This is a genomic window from Clostridium sp. MD294 (assembly GCF_000364165.2).
In the GTDB taxonomy this organism is placed as follows: Bacteria; Bacillota; Clostridia; order Lachnospirales; family Anaerotignaceae; genus Coprocola.
The window spans coordinates 610,575-633,107 of record NZ_CP097810.1 but is presented as its reverse complement, the minus strand read 5'-3'; the positions used below and the strand labels follow the sequence as shown (position 1 = coordinate 633,107).

The 22,533-nt window shown below is 31.8% G+C and carries 14 protein-coding genes; 13 read left to right on the top strand and 1 reads right to left on the bottom strand.

Translation table 11 applies throughout. The features are described 5' to 3' along the window. Positions 1-38 precede the first annotated feature (38 nt). From fliB to C820_RS03030, 11 genes are all read left to right on the top strand, one after another. Positions 39-1,289, top strand: a complete 1,251-nt coding sequence (gene fliB, locus C820_RS03080; RefSeq protein ID WP_004035404.1) for a flagellin lysine-N-methylase — start codon at positions 39-41, stop codon at positions 1,287-1,289. Between the two features lie 66 nt (positions 1,290-1,355). After that, on the top strand, positions 1,356-2,615 hold the full coding sequence (gene murA, locus C820_RS03075) for a UDP-N-acetylglucosamine 1-carboxyvinyltransferase (protein ID WP_004035405.1): 1,260 nt from the start codon (positions 1,356-1,358) through the stop codon (positions 2,613-2,615). 126 nt (positions 2,616-2,741) lie between these two features. Further along, positions 2,742-9,233, top strand: a complete 6,492-nt coding sequence (locus C820_RS03070) for an S-layer homology domain-containing protein (RefSeq protein WP_004035407.1) — start codon at positions 2,742-2,744, stop codon at positions 9,231-9,233. A 281-nt stretch (positions 9,234-9,514) separates the two neighbouring features. Then, on the top strand, positions 9,515-10,558 hold the full coding sequence (gene argC, locus C820_RS03065) for an N-acetyl-gamma-glutamyl-phosphate reductase (protein WP_004035409.1): 1,044 nt from the start codon (positions 9,515-9,517) through the stop codon (positions 10,556-10,558). Between the two features lie 19 nt (positions 10,559-10,577). Then, a complete protein-coding gene (argJ, locus tag C820_RS03060) occupies positions 10,578-11,804 on the top strand; it encodes a bifunctional ornithine acetyltransferase/N-acetylglutamate synthase (RefSeq protein ID WP_004035410.1) in 1,227 nt (408 codons plus the stop codon). 16 nt (positions 11,805-11,820) lie between these two features. Continuing rightward, positions 11,821-12,213 (top strand): hypothetical protein, encoded by a 393-nt coding sequence (locus C820_RS03055; protein ID WP_004035411.1) that lies wholly within the window; start codon positions 11,821-11,823, stop codon positions 12,211-12,213. Between the two features lie 22 nt (positions 12,214-12,235). Next, complete coding sequence (argJ, locus tag C820_RS03050; protein WP_004035412.1) at positions 12,236-13,456, top strand: bifunctional ornithine acetyltransferase/N-acetylglutamate synthase; 1,221 nt, start codon at positions 12,236-12,238, stop codon at positions 13,454-13,456. 37 nt (positions 13,457-13,493) lie between these two features. Then, a complete protein-coding gene (locus tag C820_RS03045) occupies positions 13,494-14,315 on the top strand; it encodes an MBL fold metallo-hydrolase (protein ID WP_004035413.1) in 822 nt (273 codons plus the stop codon). Positions 14,316-14,445: 130 nt separating this feature from the next. Next, positions 14,446-15,321 carry an acetylglutamate kinase gene (gene argB, locus C820_RS03040; protein ID WP_004035414.1) on the top strand — a complete coding sequence of 292 codons (876 nt, stop codon included), beginning with the start codon at positions 14,446-14,448 and terminating at the stop codon, positions 15,319-15,321. Between the two features lie 16 nt (positions 15,322-15,337). Continuing rightward, positions 15,338-16,534 carry an aspartate aminotransferase family protein gene (locus C820_RS03035; protein ID WP_242824482.1) on the top strand — a complete coding sequence of 399 codons (1,197 nt, stop codon included), beginning with the start codon at positions 15,338-15,340 and terminating at the stop codon, positions 16,532-16,534. A gap of 75 nt (positions 16,535-16,609) precedes the next feature. Continuing rightward, positions 16,610-17,764: an alanyl-tRNA editing protein gene (locus C820_RS03030; RefSeq protein ID WP_004035416.1), complete on the top strand. Its 1,155-nt coding sequence runs from the start codon at positions 16,610-16,612 to the stop codon at positions 17,762-17,764. Positions 17,765-18,162: 398 nt separating this feature from the next. On the opposite strand, the gene murC is transcribed toward C820_RS03030, so the two are convergent. Further along, positions 18,163-19,542, bottom strand: coding sequence for a UDP-N-acetylmuramate--L-alanine ligase (gene murC, locus C820_RS03025; RefSeq protein ID WP_004035417.1), 1,380 nt, complete (start codon positions 19,540-19,542; stop codon positions 18,163-18,165). A gap of 580 nt (positions 19,543-20,122) precedes the next feature. Here murC and C820_RS03020 point away from each other — a divergent pair. Both C820_RS03020 and glgD read left to right on the top strand, forming a co-directional pair. After that, on the top strand, positions 20,123-21,406 hold the full coding sequence (locus C820_RS03020; RefSeq protein WP_004035419.1) for a glucose-1-phosphate adenylyltransferase: 1,284 nt from the start codon (positions 20,123-20,125) through the stop codon (positions 21,404-21,406). After that, a complete protein-coding gene (gene glgD / locus C820_RS03015) occupies positions 21,403-22,518 on the top strand; it encodes a glucose-1-phosphate adenylyltransferase subunit GlgD (protein WP_004035421.1) in 1,116 nt (371 codons plus the stop codon). The genes C820_RS03020 and glgD overlap by 4 nt, the downstream gene beginning before the upstream one ends. Positions 22,519-22,533 lie beyond the last annotated feature (15 nt).

Here is a 22,533-nt window from a genome sequence, read left to right as displayed (position 1 = left end):
TATACAATACTATTTAAAATAACAAGGGGGCGGAAAGCGTGAAAAATGTTGTGTTGCAGCCAAGTTTTTACAAAGATTTTGAATGTATAGGAGGAAAATGTGTCAATAACTGCTGTCATTATAAATGGAATATTGATTTTACAAAAGAGGAATTTAAAAATGTAAAAAGGAGAATACATACAGAGGAATTTAAGGAAATATTTGATGATGCTTTTGTATATGACAAAGAAAGAGGAAAATTTTTAGTAAAATTTGATGAGGATAATAGATGTAAATTTTTAAATGAAAATGGTTTGTGTAGTATGTATAAAGAAGTAGGCCCTGAAAATATGTCTCAAGTATGTAAAATATTTCCAAGAAAAGGATTACATTATATGAAAGACTATGAATATTATTTATCACCAGGCTGTGAAGAAGTTGTTAGAATACTTACAGAAGAAGAAAATGGTATAAAATTAGAATATGTAGAAAGAGAATTAACTAGTACAGATAAACAAGGAGCAGATATTTGGTCAGCCGCAGTAGCAGATGAAAGACCAATATTATACTATTATAATGATATTAAAAGGTTGTTATTTGGTGTGCTTCAAAATAGAGAGTATAATTTTGGAGAAAGAATAGTAGTATTGGGAATTGCTATGAAAAAAATTTTTGATATGGAAAAAGATGGACAAGTAGATGATATAGCACAATATGTAGAAAATTTTATAAATGATTTTAATGATGAAAAAAATGAAGAAATATATAATAAATTGTTTGAAAAAGTAAATAGAAATGGACAAAAAAGAGCAATGCAAATGTTGAGTTATATTGGTGGAATAGGTGATGAAAAAATAGATAAAAAAGTATTTGAAAGAATAGATTATAAAAAAGTTACTGATTTTAAACAATATAATCAAGAGGAAAGAAAATATATAGCAGAAATTAATAGAGAATATAATAATGAAAAATATGCCGAAGCGATAGCAGATTTTGAGGAATTTTTAAAAGGAAAAGAGCATTGGATAGAAAATGTAATACTGGAAGGATTTTTATATGTGAGGGCACCATTTTTTGTAAGAGGTGGTATATGGAGTAATTATATTGCTATGGCAATGATATACAGTATATTTTTGTTTTATTTGACTTGTTATTTGGAAAAAGATAGCACAAAAGAAGATTTTATGTATATTGTTTCTAAATTAGGTAGATTTACATTTCATAATGATAAGTTTTTTGAATATTTAGAAAATATTTTGAAAGAAAATGAAAGTAAAACACTTGCTCATATGGCTGTGCTTGTATTATAAATGTTTTGAACGATTTTGGTTATACTATTTTTGCGAAATTGTGATTGCAGAAAGGAAAGTATTGCCATGTCGAAATTTGTGATTGAAAAAAAGGGGAAATTAGAAGGAAGTGTTGCAGTGGGTGGCTGCAAAAATGCTATATTGCCTATATTGGCGGCTACATTGCTCACAGAAGAAAAATGTGTTATAAATGCTGTGCCGCCGTTGTCTGATGTGATGGCATTATGCAGTATGATAAAAGAAATGGGTATTTTTTTGGATATTGACCAAAAAAAGCAATGTGTTAGTGTTTGTGCAAAAAATATTGAAAGTATACAAACCGATTATCAAAAAGCTGCGAAAATGAGAGCATCTTTTTTGATAATGGGGGCGTTGCTGGCAAGATGTCAAGAGGCAATTATTCCTTTGCCTGGAGGCTGCCCTATAGGAAGCCGTCCTGTAGATTTGCATTTGAAGGGATTTTATGCACTAGGAGCAAATTCTGAACAGTCGCATGGTTTGATACACATTTGTGCTAAAAAATTGCAGGGGGATAAAATTTATTTGGACTTTCCTAGTGTTGGAGCAACAGAAAATATTATGATTGCTGCAACGCTCGCCAAAGGTATTACTACTATTGTAAATGCTGCTGCTGAGCCTGAAGTGATTGATTTGGCAGAGTTTTTGAAAAAAATGGGTGCTGATATTACTGGAGAAGGTACAAATACTATTACAATTACTGGAGTGAAAAAACTGTCAGGTGCAGAATATACTGTTATGCCAGATAGAATTGAAGCAGGCACGTTTATGATAGCTGCTGCTATTACAAAAGGTGATATTGTTGTGGAAAATGTCAGAGAAAAAGATTTGAAACCTATACTTGCTAAATTGTCTGAAACAAATGTTAAAACACAGAAAGTTGAAGAAAATGCTTTTAGAGTGTATACAAATACGAAATTGCAGCCTGTTAGTCTTAAAACAATGCCTTTTCCTGGTTTTCCTACAGATATGCAAGCCCCTTTTATGAGTTTATTATCAGTAATAAAAGGTACTAGTATGATTACAGAAACCGTTTTTGAAAATCGTTTTTTGCATGCTTCGGAATTGCAAAGAATGGGAGCTAAAATTAGTATTGACAGCAGAACAGCTGTGATAGAAGGTGTAGATAAACTTACAGGTACACAGGTAAAAGCAATGGATTTAAGAGGTGGAGCAGGTCTGATATTGTCGGCACTTGCTGCAGAAGGTAAAACAGAAATTAGTGACATTTATCATATTGAAAGAGGCTATTATAATATAGAGAAAAAATTACAAAAAATTGGAGCAAATATTGTAAAAGTTACTTGAGGGGAAAACCTCTCAAGTTCTTTTTATATTACTCTTTATTTTTTAAAATTTATGCCGATATTATTCTAATGAAGCAATGTCTTTCATTCGTTTAAAATAGTAAAAATTTGGAAAGGAGAAATGTTTATGAAAAGGGCAAAAAGCAGACTTTTAGCAGGACTTTTGTCTACAGCTATGGCATTTTCTGTTGTGAGTGCACCACAAAAAGTTTCTGCTGCAACAGATACAAGTGGACATTGGGCAGAAGCAAGTATCAATAATTGGATAAACAGCGGTTATATCAGCGGCTATCCAGATGGTACATTTCGTCCAAATAATGCTATTAGTCGTGCTGAATTTGTGACAATAGCAAATAAAGCATTTGGTTTTACAAGTAGTCAAGGGATTTCTTTTAGTGATGTAAAAGCAGGCTATTGGGCATATAGTGAAATACAAAAAGGTGTAGCAGCAGGATATGTGCAAGGTGATGCTTCAGGTACATTTCGTCCTGGTAGTGCTGTTTCTAGACAAGAAGCAGCGATGATGTTGGCAAGACTGAAAGGATATGAAGATGATGAGGCAGCATCTTATGGTTATACAGATAGATGGGCTATGGCAAATTGGGCAGTAGGTGCTATTGGTGCAGTTTCTCGTAATGGTGTAATGAGTGGTTATCCTGATAAAACATTCCGCCCTCAAAGAGATTTAACAAGAGCAGAAGCAGTAGCAGCATTGCAAAAAGTAGCAAATAATTCTAATCGTTTTGGTAATACAGGTACAATTACTAACAACAATTATAATATGAACACAAGCACAAATAATAATACATCATCAATATCTGGTTCTAATACAAGTTCAAATATAAATACTAATACTACTTCTCGTTCTAACAGTACATATGATAATTATGTAAATGCTACTGTTTTAGAAGGTACAAGAATGGAAAACAGAACATTAACAGGAGATTTGTTAATACCTCGCAGTGTTGGAAGCCAAAATGTCACATTAAAAAATGTTAGAATAAAAGGAACATTGTATGTAGAAGGTGGAAGTACTATTACATTAGAAAACTGTAATATTACAAAAGTAGTAATGGATAAATCCAATGCTGTGCTAAAAAATAATGGTAGTTCTGATGTAGAAGAAGTATATTTTGAACAGTCAGGTCGTATTGATGGCAAAGGATATAAAAATGTTTTAATAGATGATGATAGTGTATCAGAAGTTATCATTGACGCAGATGTAGATACATTGACATTAGATGCAGATGTAGATGTAAAATTGTATGCTAATGCAAATATAGATTTGTTTGAAATAACAAAAAATGCAGATAAAGCAAAAATTAAATTAGGAGAAGACTCAGAAGTATCAGAGATGCAGATATATGATAAAGTACGTATTTCTGGTAAAGGAAAAATTGATACTATGACAGTATATGTTTCTGGTGTTCGTTCTGAGATTGAACCTAGAAGATTAATACAACAAGATGGTGCTAAAAAGCCAAACTTTAGCTATACAGATGAAGACGACGATGATGACGATTATGAAAATCTGACTATTGACGATGATGATGAAGATTTTGACGGCGATGGAGAAGATTATGATAGAGTTAGAATTGCAGCAGAAGATGTTACAGTAACAGATTTGACAGCACATGATGACTTGATTGTAACAAGTGCGGCAGGAGATAGCACTATTAGGATAGAAGATGTTACAGTAAAAGGCGATGTATATGTAGAAGGCGGAGGAGATAGCTCTGTTATATTTGAAGATTGTACATTGCAAGGACATATTTATTCCAGAAAAAATACAAGTGGAAGATATGACGAAGCGGTAGCAATTAAATTAAGAGGAGATACTTCTGTAAAAGGAAATATATTTGTAACAGGAGATACTATACTTGAGTCTAATAAAAAGTTAAATACTGTTACACTAAATAAAGCATTGTCAAAAGCGTTTAGAATGGAAGCAGAAGCAGAAAAATTAGTTGTAAATTATAATAATAATATACAGCTGAGAGGAAGTAAAACAATAACAAATGGAGAAATCGCTTCTGGTTTGACAGATGTTAGTATTACAATGGACGGCGGAAAGTTTGGCACATTAACAGCACGTTCTCCTGTAAAAATAGAGGGTACAGGTAGTATAGATAAACTTTTGACAAACCAAAATAATACAATTAGTTCAGGCATTACAATAGGCGAAACAGGTGATGTAGGAGATGATGGTGCTGCTGCAAATTATACTATAAAATCTTCTATAGCTGCAAATTCCAGCGGTTATGGTAGTATTTCACCATTGGGAGAGCAAACTGTAGCAAATGGTTCTTCTAAAGAATATCGCATTACACCAAATAGTGCATATCATGTAGCAGCGATAGTAGTAGATGGTAAAGAGTTGGATTTAGGTGGTAAATCTTATAGTGGATTTACTTATACATTCAATAATGTCAAAGCAAATCATGAAATTATAGTGTCATTTGCAGAAGGAGCAGGTGCAGATGGCTCTGGTAGTGCAAGCAATGGTACAAATAATGGCGGCGACGATAATAATAAACCATCTGAAGATGGGTACATCATTTCTACAATAGTAAATGGTACAGGTGGACGCGTTGATAATGATGTGATTAAAGTAAAAGAGGGAGAAGACGGCTCTGTTACATTTACAGCAGATCCTGGTTATCATATTGATGACATTACTATTGATGCAGGTACAGCAGAAGAAAAAAGCTTGAGAAAAATAAGCGAAAGTGAAGGAATTTATAACAAAGTAAAATATACATTTAAAAATGTGATAAAAAATCATACCATTACAGCGACATTTAAAGCAGGAGCAGGTAAAAATGAAACTAGTATTAGTTCAGGTGATGATGATACACCAGCTATAAAACCAAGTGGTTATAAATATGAAGTAACTACATTGCTCACAGATTTAGATGGAAACCAATTAACACATAATGATACTACTGGAAGGTATTATTGTATTGCAGGAGAAACAATACAATTAATTATGTCAGAATTGAAAACAGATGACCCTAATGAGGAATTTTTAAAAACAAAATGGGCTATTGTAAATACTACCACAGATATGAACATTACTTTGACACAGGGAGAAAATAGTACATTAGGCATATTAAAAACAACAGAAAATGATGGTCATGCGGTAATGTTGAGAGTGCAGGTATATGATACAAGTAAGGAATCAAATGTTAGTGCACCAGTTTATCAGTCAGATGTCATAGAGTTACATGTTGATGTACCTTTGTCAGAAAATCCAGGATTGATGCTTTCTAACTCTGATCAACTGTATTGTCAAAGTAATCAGTATATATTGTCACCACAAAACTTTACTTATGTGCCATCACAAGCAACAGCAGCAAATGACAGACAAAATATTCAGTGGAAAGTAGTACCAGGTAGTGAAAAAATTGATAAAGTAGACGGTCAACAAAGCCTTTATGTAGGAATTGATGATACAAAAACAGGAAATGGCGGAACAGTACCTACATTAGTTGTAAAGCAAGTATATAAGGAAGGCGACAGTATTACTGAGAAAACGATGGCAACACCTACAGGAGAGGTAAAAATTGAGGCAACCATACCAAATGGATATGGAAAAATGAGAGATTATAAAAAGGTATTTACTATCCAATTTATAGGTACTCAAATAATACCAGTTAAACAAATTATGATTTCTAATGACCTAAAAACAAATGGAGTAGAAATAACTGGTATACAAGAGGTAGATTTAGATACAGAAGCAATTACAAAAAATATAGAAATTTTACCTGAAAATGCAACGTATCAGCAAATAGAATGGAAAATTAAGAGTGATACACGTGCTAATGAAGATATAAAAACTGCAACAATACAAGCAGGCAAAAATGGTGCAAATACTAAAATTGTTACAACGGGTTATCCCGGACAAATTGTATTAAGGCCATATATTAAAAATGGTATGGGAAAAGATGAAGATTTTGATTTGTTTAATGCAGAAACAGATGAACAAATCACAGTAACAGTTAGAGTAGTAGCACCTACAGTTACTATGAATAAGGCAAATGTAGATAATGGAACAGATAAAGATGATATTATTATACTTTCTGCACAGGTAACAAATGCTGATAAAACACCATATACAGCAATAACAGGCTGGCAAAAAACATATAAAGAAAAACCAAAAGAAACTGATTGGGAAGATATTAGTGGCTTTTTGACAGATGTAGATGGAAATGGGGACGATATAGAGTCTCCAGATGATGAAGGTACTTATCGTGTAGGATATAAAGTACAACAAGAAGACTTAAATACTAGTGACAACTATAAGGGAAAAGCAGTTTATTTTAGAGCAATTGCAACATATGACAAAAATGTGGATAATACTCCTACAGATAATAAAAGTATTTCTAATACAATTAGCGTGGAGTGTAAAGCACAAGCAGTTGACTTCCCAAGAACAACAGATAATGAACAAACGATTTCACTTACTAATGGTGTATATACTATTAAAGGAGCGGATAAAGTAACATTACCATCTAAATTGGATAATGGTACAAATATTGACTGGAGTATTAGTACATCAGATAAAACTATTGCAGAAATAGATAAAACAGATGGTCAGGTATTAGTAACAAAAGGAAACCCAGATAAAAAATTTACTGTAACTGCAACAACAAGCAGAGGAGAAACGACATTTGATATTACTAATACATTTGTTCCAATTCAGAAGGCTAAATCTGGTTTTGATATAATGAACGAAGGCGGTACAGTTATTGATAATGCAAAACCAGGAGATACTGTTTATTTAGTTCCTGGTAAAGTAGATCCTGTAAATGCAACTTATCATGCTTATACAGGAGATGATAAAATATTGTGGTTAATGGGAGCAAATGCAAATGGAACTGGTGCAGCTTCTATTAATGCTACAAAAGAAGATGATGGTCGCTACTCGTATACAATACCAGATGATTTATCAACAGATACTAATGGAAAAATCTATTTTATTGCTTCTTGGAAAAATGGTGAATTAACTTCGAGTGGCAATGTTGCAGCTACTAATAGTAATACAGTTGGTATAGAAATTAAACAACCTGTAATACCAGTAACAGGTATAGATTTTTCGGAAACAGTAATGGGAGATTTACAACCTGACCCTGCTGGTTCTACAGAATATAAGTATACAATAAGCAAAAATGACTATGCAAACGATAGAGTGCAAATTGCTTTATCTAAAGCAAAAAAATTACCTGCAGATGCTAGTACAAATGCAAGTATACAGTGGTCTGTAGCAGTCCCTGATGAATTGCGTAATTATGTTAATTTTAATAATCAACATAATTTAGAAATATTGAAAAATGATCCTACAACTGGTAATCCAGGTGGAGATGTTGTGTTAACAGCAACAATAGAAGGTGGTACTGCAGAAAATCAAGCTTTTATTGCACATTTAACAATTACAATAGAAAAAACAGATCCAGTAAAGTCACCAGGAACTGGAACGACAACACCATCAACAGAACAAAGTACACAACAAAAACCACCAGCTTCTAATGCTACAACAACTCCAGAGGAAAGCAATACAGAACAAACAAACAAAAACGAAACAGTGAACAATGAAAACAACACAAACCAATTACCAAGCACTGAAAATAACACAAATCAAGCAACAAACAATACAAACAAATTACCAAGCACTGGAAGCAATACAAACAACCAAATAACAACAGGTGTTCCAGATGAAAATGGTTTTGTTGCAGTAACAGACATTAGTTTTGATGATATAGCAGGATTGCAGCCTATCGCAGGAGGCTATGCCGTTACAAGCGACAAGAGTAGACAGACTATATTGGATTTGGCAGATAGTATTACATCTGTAAATGGTGTTTCAGTGCATACAGGAGTAAAAGTATTCCCAGAGAATGCTACAAATAAAACGGTAAAATGGAGTGTAGAAAAAGGTTCTCCTATTGCAACTGCTGCAGCAGGAGGCGTTAATATGATACCATCTGGAAAGATTGGTGTATTGAATAACACAACAAATAAATTGACATTAGGAACAAATGTTTCTGGTACATTTACAGTATCAGCAGTTGTAAAAGATGGTAGTGGAGAAGGCGTTGATTTTGTAAAACAAGTTACAATACAGGTTTCTCCACAAAGTACAACTACAAATGTGCCAAATACTACAACACCTAATACAAGTACAACTACACCAACACAACAAATGCCTGCTAATACAATACAGTCATCAACAAGACAGGTAGTGTCTGTAGGTACAACAGAAGTAGGTACTTCATCAACAAATTCAGCGGGTGGTGGCACATCATCAAAAACAACGACATATACAGAAAATGAAAGAAAATTAGATAGTACAATATCTAATGCAGATGTAAGTATAGAATTTTCTGGAGAATGTAAAAAAGGAATTAGTCTTCCTTTGAGGGCAGTTTCAAAATCTACAAGACAACAATATACTGATGTAGATTGGGAGATTGCATATGATGGTGGTACAGATGCAAAAATTGTAAATAACAATCGTTTAAGAGCAACAAATACAGGTACAGTAACAGTTAGAGCAATTGTATATACTTCTTCTGGTGAAAGAATGGTATGTACAAAAGATATTAGAGTATCAAACTAAATAATATAATGAAAACCCTCTGTAAAAAATACAGGGGGTTTTTTATAGATATTGCTAAAATTTTGTATAACAAAATAAATACTTTGGCAAATATTACAACAATAAAATGTAGTAAAATAAATAGTGATATTTACTGATATTATATTTATTCATATGATATGTATAAATACAATATAACTTATAATAGTATAAAATATAAAATTATGATTTTTAAATGTTTTTACTTGCATAATTATAACAACTTATGTATAATTAAACATTATAGAACGGAGGAATGATTTATGATAAAAGCAGGCGTAATTGGTGCAACAGGATATGCGGGAAATGAATTAGTAAGATTGTTAATGCAACACCCTAATGTGGAATTAAAAACACTTACTTCTCAAAGATATATTGGAAAAGAATTTAATGAAGTGTATGAAAATTACAGAGAAATTAATACATTGGTTTGTGAAGAAGAAGATATTGAAAAAATGGCAGAGGAGTGTGATGTGGTATTTTTAGCATTGCCTCATGGTGTAGCTGCAAAAAAAGTAACAGAGCAAATATTACAAAAAACAGTTATTATTGATTTTGGTGCTGATTTTAGATTGCAAGATGTAAATGATTATGAAAAATGGTATGATTTGCCTCATGAGGGAAAACAGCTTTTAAAACAAGCAGTATATGGACTTTGTGAAATAAACAGAGAAAAAATTAAAGGGGCAAAATTGATTGCAAATCCAGGCTGTTATACTACTTGTAGTATATTGTCATTGATACCGCTTTTGGCAGAGAAATTGATAGACAATAAAAGCATTATTATAGATGCAAAATCTGGTGTTAGTGGAGCAGGTAGAGGGCTTGTCACAGGCAGTTTATATTGTGAAGCAAATGAAAATATGAAAGCATATAAAATAGCTTCTCATAGACATACACCAGAAATTGAAGAACAACTTTCTTATATTGCGAAAGAAAAAATAACACTTTCATTTACACCACATTTAACTCCTATGAATAGAGGAATATTAGCAACTTGCTATGCAACATTAAAACAATATGTAACAGAACAAGATGTCAGAAAGGCATATGAAAAGTGGTATGCAAAAGAACATTTTGTTAGAATAACAAAACAAGGTGTTTTTCCAGAAACAAGATGGGTAAAAGGTTCTAATTTTGTAGACATTGGTTTTACAGTAGATGAGAGAACAAAAAGAATTATAGTAATAGGTGCGATTGATAATTTGGTAAAAGGAGCAGCAGGACAAGCAATACAAAATATGAATATTGTATTTGGATTAAAAGAAGATACTGGACTTTGTCAAGCACCTATTTTTCCAGCATAAATAAAAGGGAGGAGCAATTATGAGAATTATTGATGGAGGCATTACAGCAGCAAAAGGATTTTTAGCGGCAGGAGCACATATAGGCATTAAGAAAATTAAAAAAGATTTATCTCTTTTATATAGTGAAAAGCCAGCCGTTGCTGCTGGTATGTTTACTCAAAATGTTGTCAGAGCAGCTCCTGTAATAAGAAATGAACAAATGATAAAAAGCAACAAAAAAATAAAAGGTCTTGTTACAATTAGTGGCAATGCTAATGCTTGTACAGGAGAACAGGGAATATTAGACAACCAAAAAATGGCTGATGTTTATGCCAAAGTGCTTCAAATTAGCTCAGAGGAAGTATTGACTGCAGCAACAGGCATTATAGGAAAACAAATGCCTATTAATATAATTGAACAGGGTATTCAAAAAATAACACCTCAACTAAAAAAAGACAGACAAAGTGCTAAAGAAGCAGCATCAGGTATTATTACAACAGATACTTTTTTAAAAGAAGTCGCTGTAGAGTTAGAACTAGGAGGAAAAACAGTAACAATAGGTGCTATGGCAAAGGGTAGCGGTATGATACACCCTAATATGGCTACTGTGTTGGCATTTATAGCAACAGATGCTGTAATTTCTCAGAAGTTGCTTCAAAAAGCACTTTCAGATGCTGTAGAGATTACTTATAATATGATTTCTGTAGATGGTGCAGTAAGTACGAATGATATGGCATTGCTTTTGGCAAATGGTATGGCTGAAAATGAGCCTTTTACAGAAGATAGTGAAGATTATAAAAAATTTAAAGATGCGATATTGTATATTAATCAAAAATTAGCAATACAAGTAATACATGATGGAGAAGGAGCAAGTAAACTCATTGCAGCAGTAGTAACAGGAGCTAAAACAAAACAAGATGCTCGAAAATTAGCCAAAGCAATTATTAATGATAATTTAGTTAAAACAGCTATGTATGGAGAAGATGCGAATTGGGGTCGTGTATTGGCAGCAATGGGTGGTTCTGGAGGATTTTTCAATCCAGAGAGAGTAGATATTGCATTTCAAAATGAAAAGGGATATTTGGCACTCATGGAGCAAGGAAAACCTATTTCATTTGATGAAGCAAAAGCACTTGAAATACTTGCGGAAAGAGATATTATTATACACATTACTTTGTATGATGGTGTAGAAGAGGCAATTGCTTGGGGCTGCGATTTGGGACACGAATATATTAGAATAAATGGAGAGTACCGTTTGAGAACATAATTAAAGAGGTTTAATAATGCAAAAACAAAATATAGAATATATAAAATATTTTTTTGGCATTGATTTTTTACTCCATAACATTATTATTGTTGGTGTAGCATTTATATTATATGAAGCAAATAAATATATGTCTTTTGCAGGGTTTGCTTCTCTTTTTGTTTTAATATTGTTAATACCTTATGTTATAGTGTTAATTCATATTTTAGTATTGTTGTTATTATCAATGATACTGAAAAAAACAATATTAGTAGTTATTGCAATGATATTACAAATTATTTGTTCGTTATTATGTATAGGTATACTATATTTATTTCAGTCAGCAATTTCGTGGTTTGAATTGGTAGTGATATTGCAAATTATTGTAGCAATAGTGATATTGTGTTTACTACTAGAAAATAGAAATATTTGAAAGATAAAAGGAGGAAATAACAATGAATGAAATACAAGGCGGTGTTACCGCAGCAAAGGGATATAAGGCAATAGGCGGTGCAGTAGGCATTAAACAAGATAGTAAAGATATGGCAATATTGATAAGTGATGTACCAGCAACAGCAGCAGGAGCTTTTACAACAAATGTAGTAAAGGCAACTTCTGTATTGCGTAATATGGAAATTATGGAGCAGAAACAATATATAAAAGGCATTGTAATCAATAGTGGTAACGCTAATGCTTGTACAGGAATAGAAGGAGAAAAGGCAAATCAAGAAATGGCTGAAACATTAGCAAACTGTTTAAATGTGGGACAAGAACAAATATTAACAGCATCTACAGGTGTTATTGGTACAACATTTCCTATTGAAAAAGTAAAAAATGGTATTGCTATGCTTTTTCCAAAATTAGGAGAAACATTAGAGCATGGGCATTTGGCAGCAGAAGGTATTATGACAACAGATACCTATTCTAAAGAAATAGCAGTACAATTAGAAATTGGAGGAAAAACAGTAACAATAGGTGGTATGGCAAAAGGCAGCGGTATGATACACCCTAATATGGCTACAATGTTGGCTTTTATTACAAGCGATGTATGTATCAAAAGAGAATTGCTTGATGAAATATTAAAACAAAGTATACAAACAACGTATAATATGGTTTCTGTAGATGGAGATACTAGCACAAATGATACAGTAATTGTACTTGCGAATGGTATGGCAGGAAATACTGAAATTACAGAAAAAAATGCAGATTATGAAGCATTTAAAAATGCACTCCATACTGTAAATACAAAATTAGCAAAGGATTTAGTAAGAGATGGAGAAGGTGCTACAAAATTTATAGAAGTTAATGTTATTGGTGCAAAAACACAACAAGATGCTAAAATAATGGCAAAATCTGTTGTTACATCTAATTTAGTTAAAACAGCTATGTATGGACAAGATGCAAATTGGGGACGTGTATTGTGTGCTATGGGATATTCTGGCGTTCATTTTGATACTAAAAAAGTGGATATTGTTTATTATAGTGCGAAAGGCAGTATTGATTTAATGATACAAGGTAGTCCTATTGTTTTTGATGAACAAAAAGCAGCAGAAATATTAAGTGAAAAAGAAATTGTAGTAGAAATTAAAATACAAGAAGGAAATGAAAAAGCAACAGCATGGGGGTGTGACTTAAGTCATGAATATGTAAGTATTAATGGAGATTATCGTTCTTAATATATAACAATATTTCATTATAAAAGGAGTGATAACATTGAAATTAAAAATTGTTGGTAGTGGTGGTATGTCAATTATACCAAGTTCATTTTGTAAATGCAAAATATGTGAAGAAGCTAGACAAAAAGGCGGAAGATATGAACGATTAGGACCAAGTTTATATATTGATGATATAAAAATGTTAATAGATACTCCTGAAGATATTGCTGTAGCTTGCAATAGACAAAACATAACAGAAGTAAAACGTATTTCTATTTCACACAGCGACCCTGACCATGTAAAAGGAATTAGAATTGTAGAAAAAATAGCATATAATTTTATAAAAGAAAAAAGTACACCTATTGATTTTTATGCACTTCCAGAAGTAATAAAAGATATTAACTATATGAACTGTGATTGCCTAAAATATTATGGTGATGTACTTGGCTGTATTTCTGTAAATGAAACATCACATATTTGTATAGATAATATTGATATTGATTTCATTAATAATAATCCAAATAGAAATATTACATTTTATGTAATAAAACAGTGTCAAAAAAAAGTAATATACGCTTGTTGTAATGCCAAACCATTTCATCATAATGAGGCATATTTTGATGCAGATGTTTTAATTATTAGTTTAGTTTCAGATGATGGTATATTAAACGATGGAACGAAACTAGAATATGCTCCATTTAAATATGAAATATTTACATTAGATGAAATCATAGAAATGAAAAATTTTTATAGAATTAAAAAAGTGATTGTAACACATATTGATGAGATATGGGGAAAATCATATGGTTATTATAAAGAATTAGAAAAGAAACTTGATAATATTTTATTTGCTTATGATGGCATGGATATTGTAGTGTGAAATATCCATTATAACAAATATATTCAATAATAATAAAAAAATAAAATGGTTTGTATTGAGAATAAAAAAATAAATTGCTATAATGAAATAAATAATAACAGCATAGCAAATATAGAAAGGGTATCATAATATGGAAAAAGATGTTATGCAGATATACATAGATAAGGCAAAAACGTTAATGGAGGCATTACCTTATATCAAAAGATTTTATGATAAAACAGTAGTAATAAAATATGGTGGAAGTGCTTTAATCAATGATAATATCAAACAGACTGTAATACAAGACATTGCTCTTATGAAATTGGTAGGTATGCACCCTGTCATTGTACATGGTGGAGGACCAGATATTAATGCGTTTTTAGAGCAAATGAATATAGAGTCAAAATTTATAAATGGATTAAGAGTAACAGATGAGAAGACAATGGAAATTGTAGAAATGGTGCTGTCTGGAAAGCTGAATAAACACATTGTAACAGAAATTGAAACACAAGGTGTAAAAGCTGTAGGCATCAGCGGAAAAGATGGCGGTATTATTAAAGCTAAAAAAATTGAAAAAGATGGTATTGATTATGGCTGTGTAGGAGATATTGTTTCTGTAGATCCTACATTAGTACAATCTTTGATAAACAATGAATTTATACCTGTTATAGCACCTATAGGAAAAGATGAAAATGGTACAACATATAACATAAATGCAGATTATGCAGCAGTAGCAATTGCAGGTGCTCTCAAAGCAGAAAAATTAGTATTTTTGACAGATGTAGAGGGTGTTATGAGAGATATTGATGACCCTAATTCTATTATGAGTTTTATTAGTTCTAAAAAAATACAAAAATTGATAGATGATGGTACTATTTCAGGGGGTATGATACCAAAAGTAGAGTGTTGCATGGAAGGAATACGACAGGGTGTAAATAATGTCCATATATTAGATGGTAGAGTAGAACACTGTTTGATATTAGAGGTATTTACACCAGAGGGTATTGGTACAATGATAGAAAAATGAGAAAGGGTGAAAGTGAATGGGAGAAAAAATGGAACAACTCATAGCAAGGGGAAATAAGGTAGTAATGAAAACATATAGCCGTTTTCCTATTGCAATAGAATGTGGCAATGGTATGTATGTATGGGACATAGAAGGAAAAAAGTATATTGATTTTGTTGCAGGTATTGCAGTAAATAGCCTAGGTTATGCTAGTGAAGCCTTAGAAAAGACAATAGCAGAGCAAGCAATGAAATTGATACATTGTTCTAATTTATATTATACAGAGCCACAAATTGAATTAGCAGAAAAATTAGTAGCAAATAGCGATTTTGATAAAGTGTTTTTCTGTAATAGTGGTGCAGAGTCTATAGAAAGTGCATTAAAATTAGCTAGAAAATATGCTAAAATGAAATCAAAATCAGGTAATGAAATCATTACTATGATACATTCTTTTCATGGCAGAACATATGGTGCAGTAACAGCAACAGGACAAGACAAATACCATAAAGGATTGGAACCACTTTTACCAGATATAAACTATGTTGCATTTAATGATTTTGAAGCATTACAAAAAGCAATAACAGATAAAACTTGTGCAATACTGTTAGAGCCTATACAAGGTGAGGGTGGCATATTGCCAGCAGATAAACAATATTTACAAAAAGTAAGAAAATTATGTGATGAAAAAGATATATTACTTATATTTGATGAAGTACAGTGCGGCGTAGGTAGAACAGGAAATTTGTTTGCATATCAAACATTAGGGGTAGTTCCAGATATTGCAACATTTGCGAAAGGCCTTGCAGGTGGTATACCTATTGGTGCAATGATGGCAAAAGATTTTGTGGCACAAGCATTTCAGCCTGGTGATCATGCTTCTACATTTGGAGGCAATTCTCTTGCAACAGCAGCAGGATTGACAGTAATGAAAGAATTATTTGAAAATGGCTTACTCGAAAATGTAAAGAAAAACGGTATTTATATGACAGAACAGCTTAAAAAGTTACAACAAAAACATAATTGTATTACGGATGTAAGAGGTGTTGGATTTATGCAGGGGATTGAGTTGAGCATACCAACAACAAATGTCATAAATAAATGTATAGAAAAAGGATTGCTTTTAGTGGGTGCAGGACATGATGTTATTCGTTTTGTGCCAGCATTGATTGCAGAACAAAGACATATTGATGTAATGATTGAAATATTAGATGAAGCATTAACAGAATGTGAATAAAAAGTAGTAAAGATTTAAAAAGGAATGGCGGAGATACTATCTCTGCTTTTCTTATATAGAAAGGAATGTAATATTTTGAAAACAAATATAGCATATTATGTTGACGGATACCAAAAAGAAATAGAAACAAAAGTAATAGAGTGTGTGAAAAGCAAAAAGGGGTATGATGTAGTATTAGAGGATACTTGTTTTTATCCAGAAGGAGGAGGACAGCCAGCAGATAAAGGTACATTAAATGGACAACAGGTATTAGATGTGCAACAAAAACAAGGTGTTGTATACCATACTGTAAAAAATCAAATAGCAGTAGGAAGTGTTATAAAAGGAGAAATCGATTGGCAATATCGTTTTGATTTGATGCAAAATCATACTGCAGAACATATATTATCTGGATTAGTATATAAAAAATATGGCTTCCACAATGTAGGTTTTCATATGGGAAAGGAATTTATTACATTAGATTTTGATGGAAAACTGTGTAAAAATGATGTTTTAAAATTAGAAATATTTACAAACAAAGCAGTTATGTATAATAAGGCAATTAAAGTATACTATCCTACAAAAGAAGAGTTGGAAAAACTGAAGTATAGAAGTAAAAAGAAATTAGAAGGAACAGTTCGTATTGTAGAGATACCAGAATATGACATTTGTGCTTGTTGTGGTATTCATACAAAAACAACAGGAGAAATTGGCTGTGTGAAAATACTTTCTTTTGAACCACATAAAGGAGGTACTCGACTGCGTATGATTGCAGGGGGGAGAGCATTGTTTGACTATTATATGAAAAGTAATTATGCAGAAGATATTTCTTATATGCTTTCTGTGCCAATAAAAGATATTGCAAAGGCAGTACAGAAACTAAAATCAGAAAGAGATACATTGCAGTATCAACTAAATTTGTTAGAAAAAGAGAAATTAGAAAAAATTGCAGAAACAGTAACGCAACATAGTAAAAAAGCAATTATATTTGAAAAGGTGTCTAATACAAAAGCATTACAACACTTTGCAAATGTATTGTGTCAAAAAGTAGATATTGCAGCAGTATTTTCTGGTGAAGATAAAACAGGATATACTTATGTACTTATGAGTCAAAAAGAAGATATGAGAGAATTAAAACAAAAATTGTCTGCTGTATTGCAATGCAATGGAGGAGGTACAAAAGAAATGATACAAGGAAAAATACAATCCAGTAGAAAAGAAATAGAATATTTTTTTGAAAATTATGAATAAATATAAAAAATAATGAATAAAAAATAATAAAAATGTGTAATAAATGTTAGTATTATAAATACTTGAAAAGGCAGTTTTCTGTGGATAACTCTGTGGATAACTTAAAATTTCTGTGGAAAAGTATAAAAAATTCCCTAAATTTTGTAAAAATAGAGTGTATAAAACAAAAAAATGATATACAAAATTATTTTTTAAAAATACAATATATATTATATTAAAAAGAAATATAATCAAAATATGGTATCTATTTCTATTATGTTAAAATGATATAGACAAATGTATTTAAAAAAAAGACAATAAAAATCATCTAAATTTTATAGATATAGTAGTTATATCATTTTCACAAAGTTATCCACAGCCTGTGGATAACTTTGTGGATAAATTTATAAAAAATCATATTATTCATTTAAAAACATTTCGCCAACACGATAAATATCACCAGCACCTACTGTTAATAATAAATCACCTTTTTTACAATGAGCATTTAAATAGGAGGTAATTTGTTCGAAATTGCCACAATACAGGGCATTTTTGTTATGATGTGCGATTTCGTCTGCAAGCTGTTGAGCATGAATAGTCCCGTTGTCTTTTTCTCTTGCTGCATAAATATCCGCTATAATAATAACATCTGCGTCTGTAAAGGAAGTTGCAAAAGAGTCAAACAATGCTTTTGTGCGAGAATAGGTGTGAGGCTGAAAAACACAGTAAGTTGTATTGTGCTGAATTTTTTTGGCCGCAGATAATGTTGCCTTAATTTCTGTAGGGTGATGAGCATAGTCGTCAATAACAATCACACCGTTTTTTTCGCCTTTTCTTTGAAAACGTCTTTGTGTACCATGAAATTTTTCAAGCCCTTTTATAATATCTTCTGTAGATAATGAAAGTGTATAAGCAACGGCAAAAGCAGAAAGTGCATTTGTAATATTATGGTCACCAGGAATGTGTAAATGTACGCAACCTAAACACACATTGTTATAAACTACATCAAAACTATTTCTACCGTCTGGTTCATGAGTAATATTTTGTGCTTTCCAGTTGGCATCATATTCTAGTCCTACTGTTTCAACGCGACAAGAAAGATTTTCAGTAATTTGCTGTAATTGAGGTATGGTATTGTTTATAATCAATGTACCGTTTGGTGCAATATTTTGAGCAAATTTATGAAAAGAAGCTCTGATGTTTTCTAAATTTTTGAAATAATCTAAATGGTCTGCTTCAATATTTAATATAACACCAATAAAAGGATAGAATTGTAAAAAGCTGTCAAAATATTCACAAGCTTCTGCTATAAAATAAGAATTACCTCCTATTTTGGTGTTGCTTTGTATAGTAGGCAATATACCACCTACTGTAATAGTAGGGTCTGCTTTAGCAGAAAGTAATATATCAGAAATCATACCTGTTGTAGTAGTTTTGCCATGAGTGCCTGAAACAGCAATAGAGTAAGGATATTGCTGCATAATCATGCCTAAAAGTTGTGCTCTGTCAATAATAGTAATATTTTTTTGTTTTGCAGCAATCAATTCAGCATTGTCTTGTTTAATTGCTGCAGTATAAATTACTAGTTGAATATCATCTGTAATATTTTCTGCTTTGTGTCCAATGTTTACTTTTATACCAATACTGCGTAAATGTTGTGTTTCTTTGGACTCTTTCATATCTGTACCAGATACTTGAAAACCTTTTGAAAGTAATATTTCAGCTAAACCAGACATACTGATACCACCAATACCTATAAAATATACAGATTGATATTGATTTAAAAAATCTTTTTTCATAAATAAATCGCCCCATTTTCTATTACAAAATTGTGTATAATATAAAGAGAATTTACCATATAAAATAATTTTGTTATAAATATTATGTTGGAAATAACAAAAAATATGTTTTAGATTTTGTAAATAACAAAATATTGTTAATACTATTATTGATTTTTTTATTATAGTACAGTCAAAAAGTAATAGCAATCAAAAAAAAGAAAAAAAGGCTTAAAAAATAAGTAATAAAATAGCATTTTGGAATAATTTTTTATAGAAAAAAATAAAGTATAGAATGGAAAATAATAACATATTAAAAAAGAGTTGTTTATTTTGATAAAAAATAATCAAAAAATTGTCAAAAATGTATAAAAAAATTTAAAAAAATGAAGAAAGATTTCTATTTTTACAAAATAAATTAGTAAAAATTGTTAAAAAATCATTATTCTAATAAAAAAAATATTTGATATTTTACAATGAAAAAAAGATGTGCTATAATATGATTATACAATAATCATTTTGTATAGATATCAATTTTATCTGTGCCGAATGCTTGTCTCAGTTTTATAAAAAATTATAAAAGTATTGGGGGTTATAAGACATGCGTAAGAAAGAGATGATTGCCATGTTATTGGCAGGTGGACAAGGAAGCCGTCTTGGTGTACTGACAAGAAATGTAGCAAAGCCAGCTGTTACATTTGGGGGAAAATATAGAATTATAGACTTTCCTTTAAGTAATTGCATCAACTCTGGTGTAGATACAGTAGGTGTATTAACACAATATCAACCATTGCGTTTAAATCAGCATATTGGTATTGGTATTCCTTGGGATTTGGACCGTAAATCAGGCGGTGTTACAATATTAGCTCCACATGTAAAAGGTGGTGGCGATTCTGGCGAATGGTTTATGGGTACAGCAAATGCTATCTATCAAAACTTGGAGTATATCGAAAGCAATAATCCAGAATATGTGCTCATACTTTCTGGTGACCATATTTATAAAATGGATTATGCTGCAATGTTAGATTTTCATAAAGAAAAAAAGGCAGCAGCAACTATCGCCGTTTTGGAAGTAGGTTGGGACGAAGCAAGTCGCTTTGGTATTATGAATACAAAAGATGACGATAGAATTTATGAATTTGAAGAAAAACCTGAAAGACCAAAAAGTAATTTAGCGTCTATGGGTATTTACATTTTTACATGGAGCCGTTTAAGAGAAGCATTGATTGAAGATAGCAAAATTCACCCTGATAGTGACTTTGGTAATCATATTATTCCACGTATGCTGGAAGAAGGACAAACAATGTATGCTTATCGCTTCAAAGGCTATTGGAAAGATGTTGGAACAATCGAATCTTATTGGCAGGCAAATATGGAATTAATCAGAACATTGCCTGATTTTAATCTTTATGAAGATTTTTGGAAAATTTATACAAATACAGACCATCAACCACCACAATATACTGGACCAGATGCTCGTGTAAAAACAAGTATTGTTTCAGATGGCTGTGAAGTATATGGAGAGATATATGACTCCATATTAGGCCCTAATGTTGTTGTGAAAAAGGGTGCTGTAATAAAAGGCTCTATTATTATGGGCAATACTGTAATTGGCGAAAATAGCCAGTTAGACCGTTGTATCATTGACGAAGGTTCAAAAGTAGGTGACAACGTAAAAATTGGTGTTGGCGATAATATTGAAAATGAGATGAAACCTAAAATTTATAATACAGGTATTACTGTAATAGGACACATGACTACTATTCCAAATAATGTGACAATTGGAAAGAACTGTGTGCTGTTAGGCAAAACAACAGAAAATGATTTTGCAGATGGTGTTTTGCAGAGCGGTAAATCTGTGATTGTAGAGGAGGTTAACTTATGAGAGCGATTGGTGTAATTTTAGCTGGCGGTAATAATGAAGGTCGTATGGGAGCATTGACAGATTTGAGAGCATCTGCAGCACTTCCAGTAGGTAGCTGCTATAGAGCAATAGATTTTGCTTTAAGTAGTATGTCTAGTTCTGGGGTACAAAAAGTAGCAGTGCTGACACAATATAATTCACGTTCATTGCATGACCATTTAGGTTCTGCAAAATGGTGGGATTTAGGAAGAAAACAAGGCGGTCTATTTGTACTGTCACCTTATACTAGTAGAGCAGATTCTAACTGGTTCCGTGGAACAGCCGATTCCATGTATCAGAATATGTCTTTTTTAAGACGAAGCAATACACCATATGTTATTATTGCATCTGGTGATGCAGTATATAAAATGGATTTCAAAAAAGTTTTGGAATATCATGAACAAAAAGGTGCAGATATTACAGTCATTTGTAAAGATATGTCAGGAAAAGACTTGTCTAAATATGGCATTATGCAAATGGACACAGATAAGAGATTACAAGAATTTGAGGAAAAACCTCTGCAAGCTCAAAGCAATATGGCTTCTTTAGGCATTTATGTAATTGGTAGAGAATTGTTAATTGACTTGTTGGAGAAAGCGAATGCTGAAGGAAGATATGATTTTGTAAAAGATATTATTATTCGTCAAAGAAAGACATTAAAAATTTATGGTTATGAATTTGAAGGTTACTGGAGTTCAGTAGGTTCTAGTATTGTAGATTATTTCAAAACCAATATGGACTTTTTGAAAAAAGAAGTAAGGGATGCTTTTGTAAATCAATATCCTTATATTGAAACAAAACCAAAAGATGAACCACCTGCAAAATATAATACAGGTGCAGAGGTGAAAAACTCTATTATAGGTAGTGGTTCTATTATAAATAGTAAAGTAGAGAATTCTGTTGTGTTCCGAAAAGTATATGTAGGCGACCATGCTAGTGTAGAAAATGCTGTTGTTATGGAAGGAACACGTGTAGGTAATGGCTGTGAAATAAGATATGCTATATTAGACAAAGATGTAGTATTAGCAGACGGACAAAAAGTCATCGGAACACCAGATAATCCTCAAATAGTAAGAAAAGGTGCAAAATTGTAAGTATTGTAAAAGCGT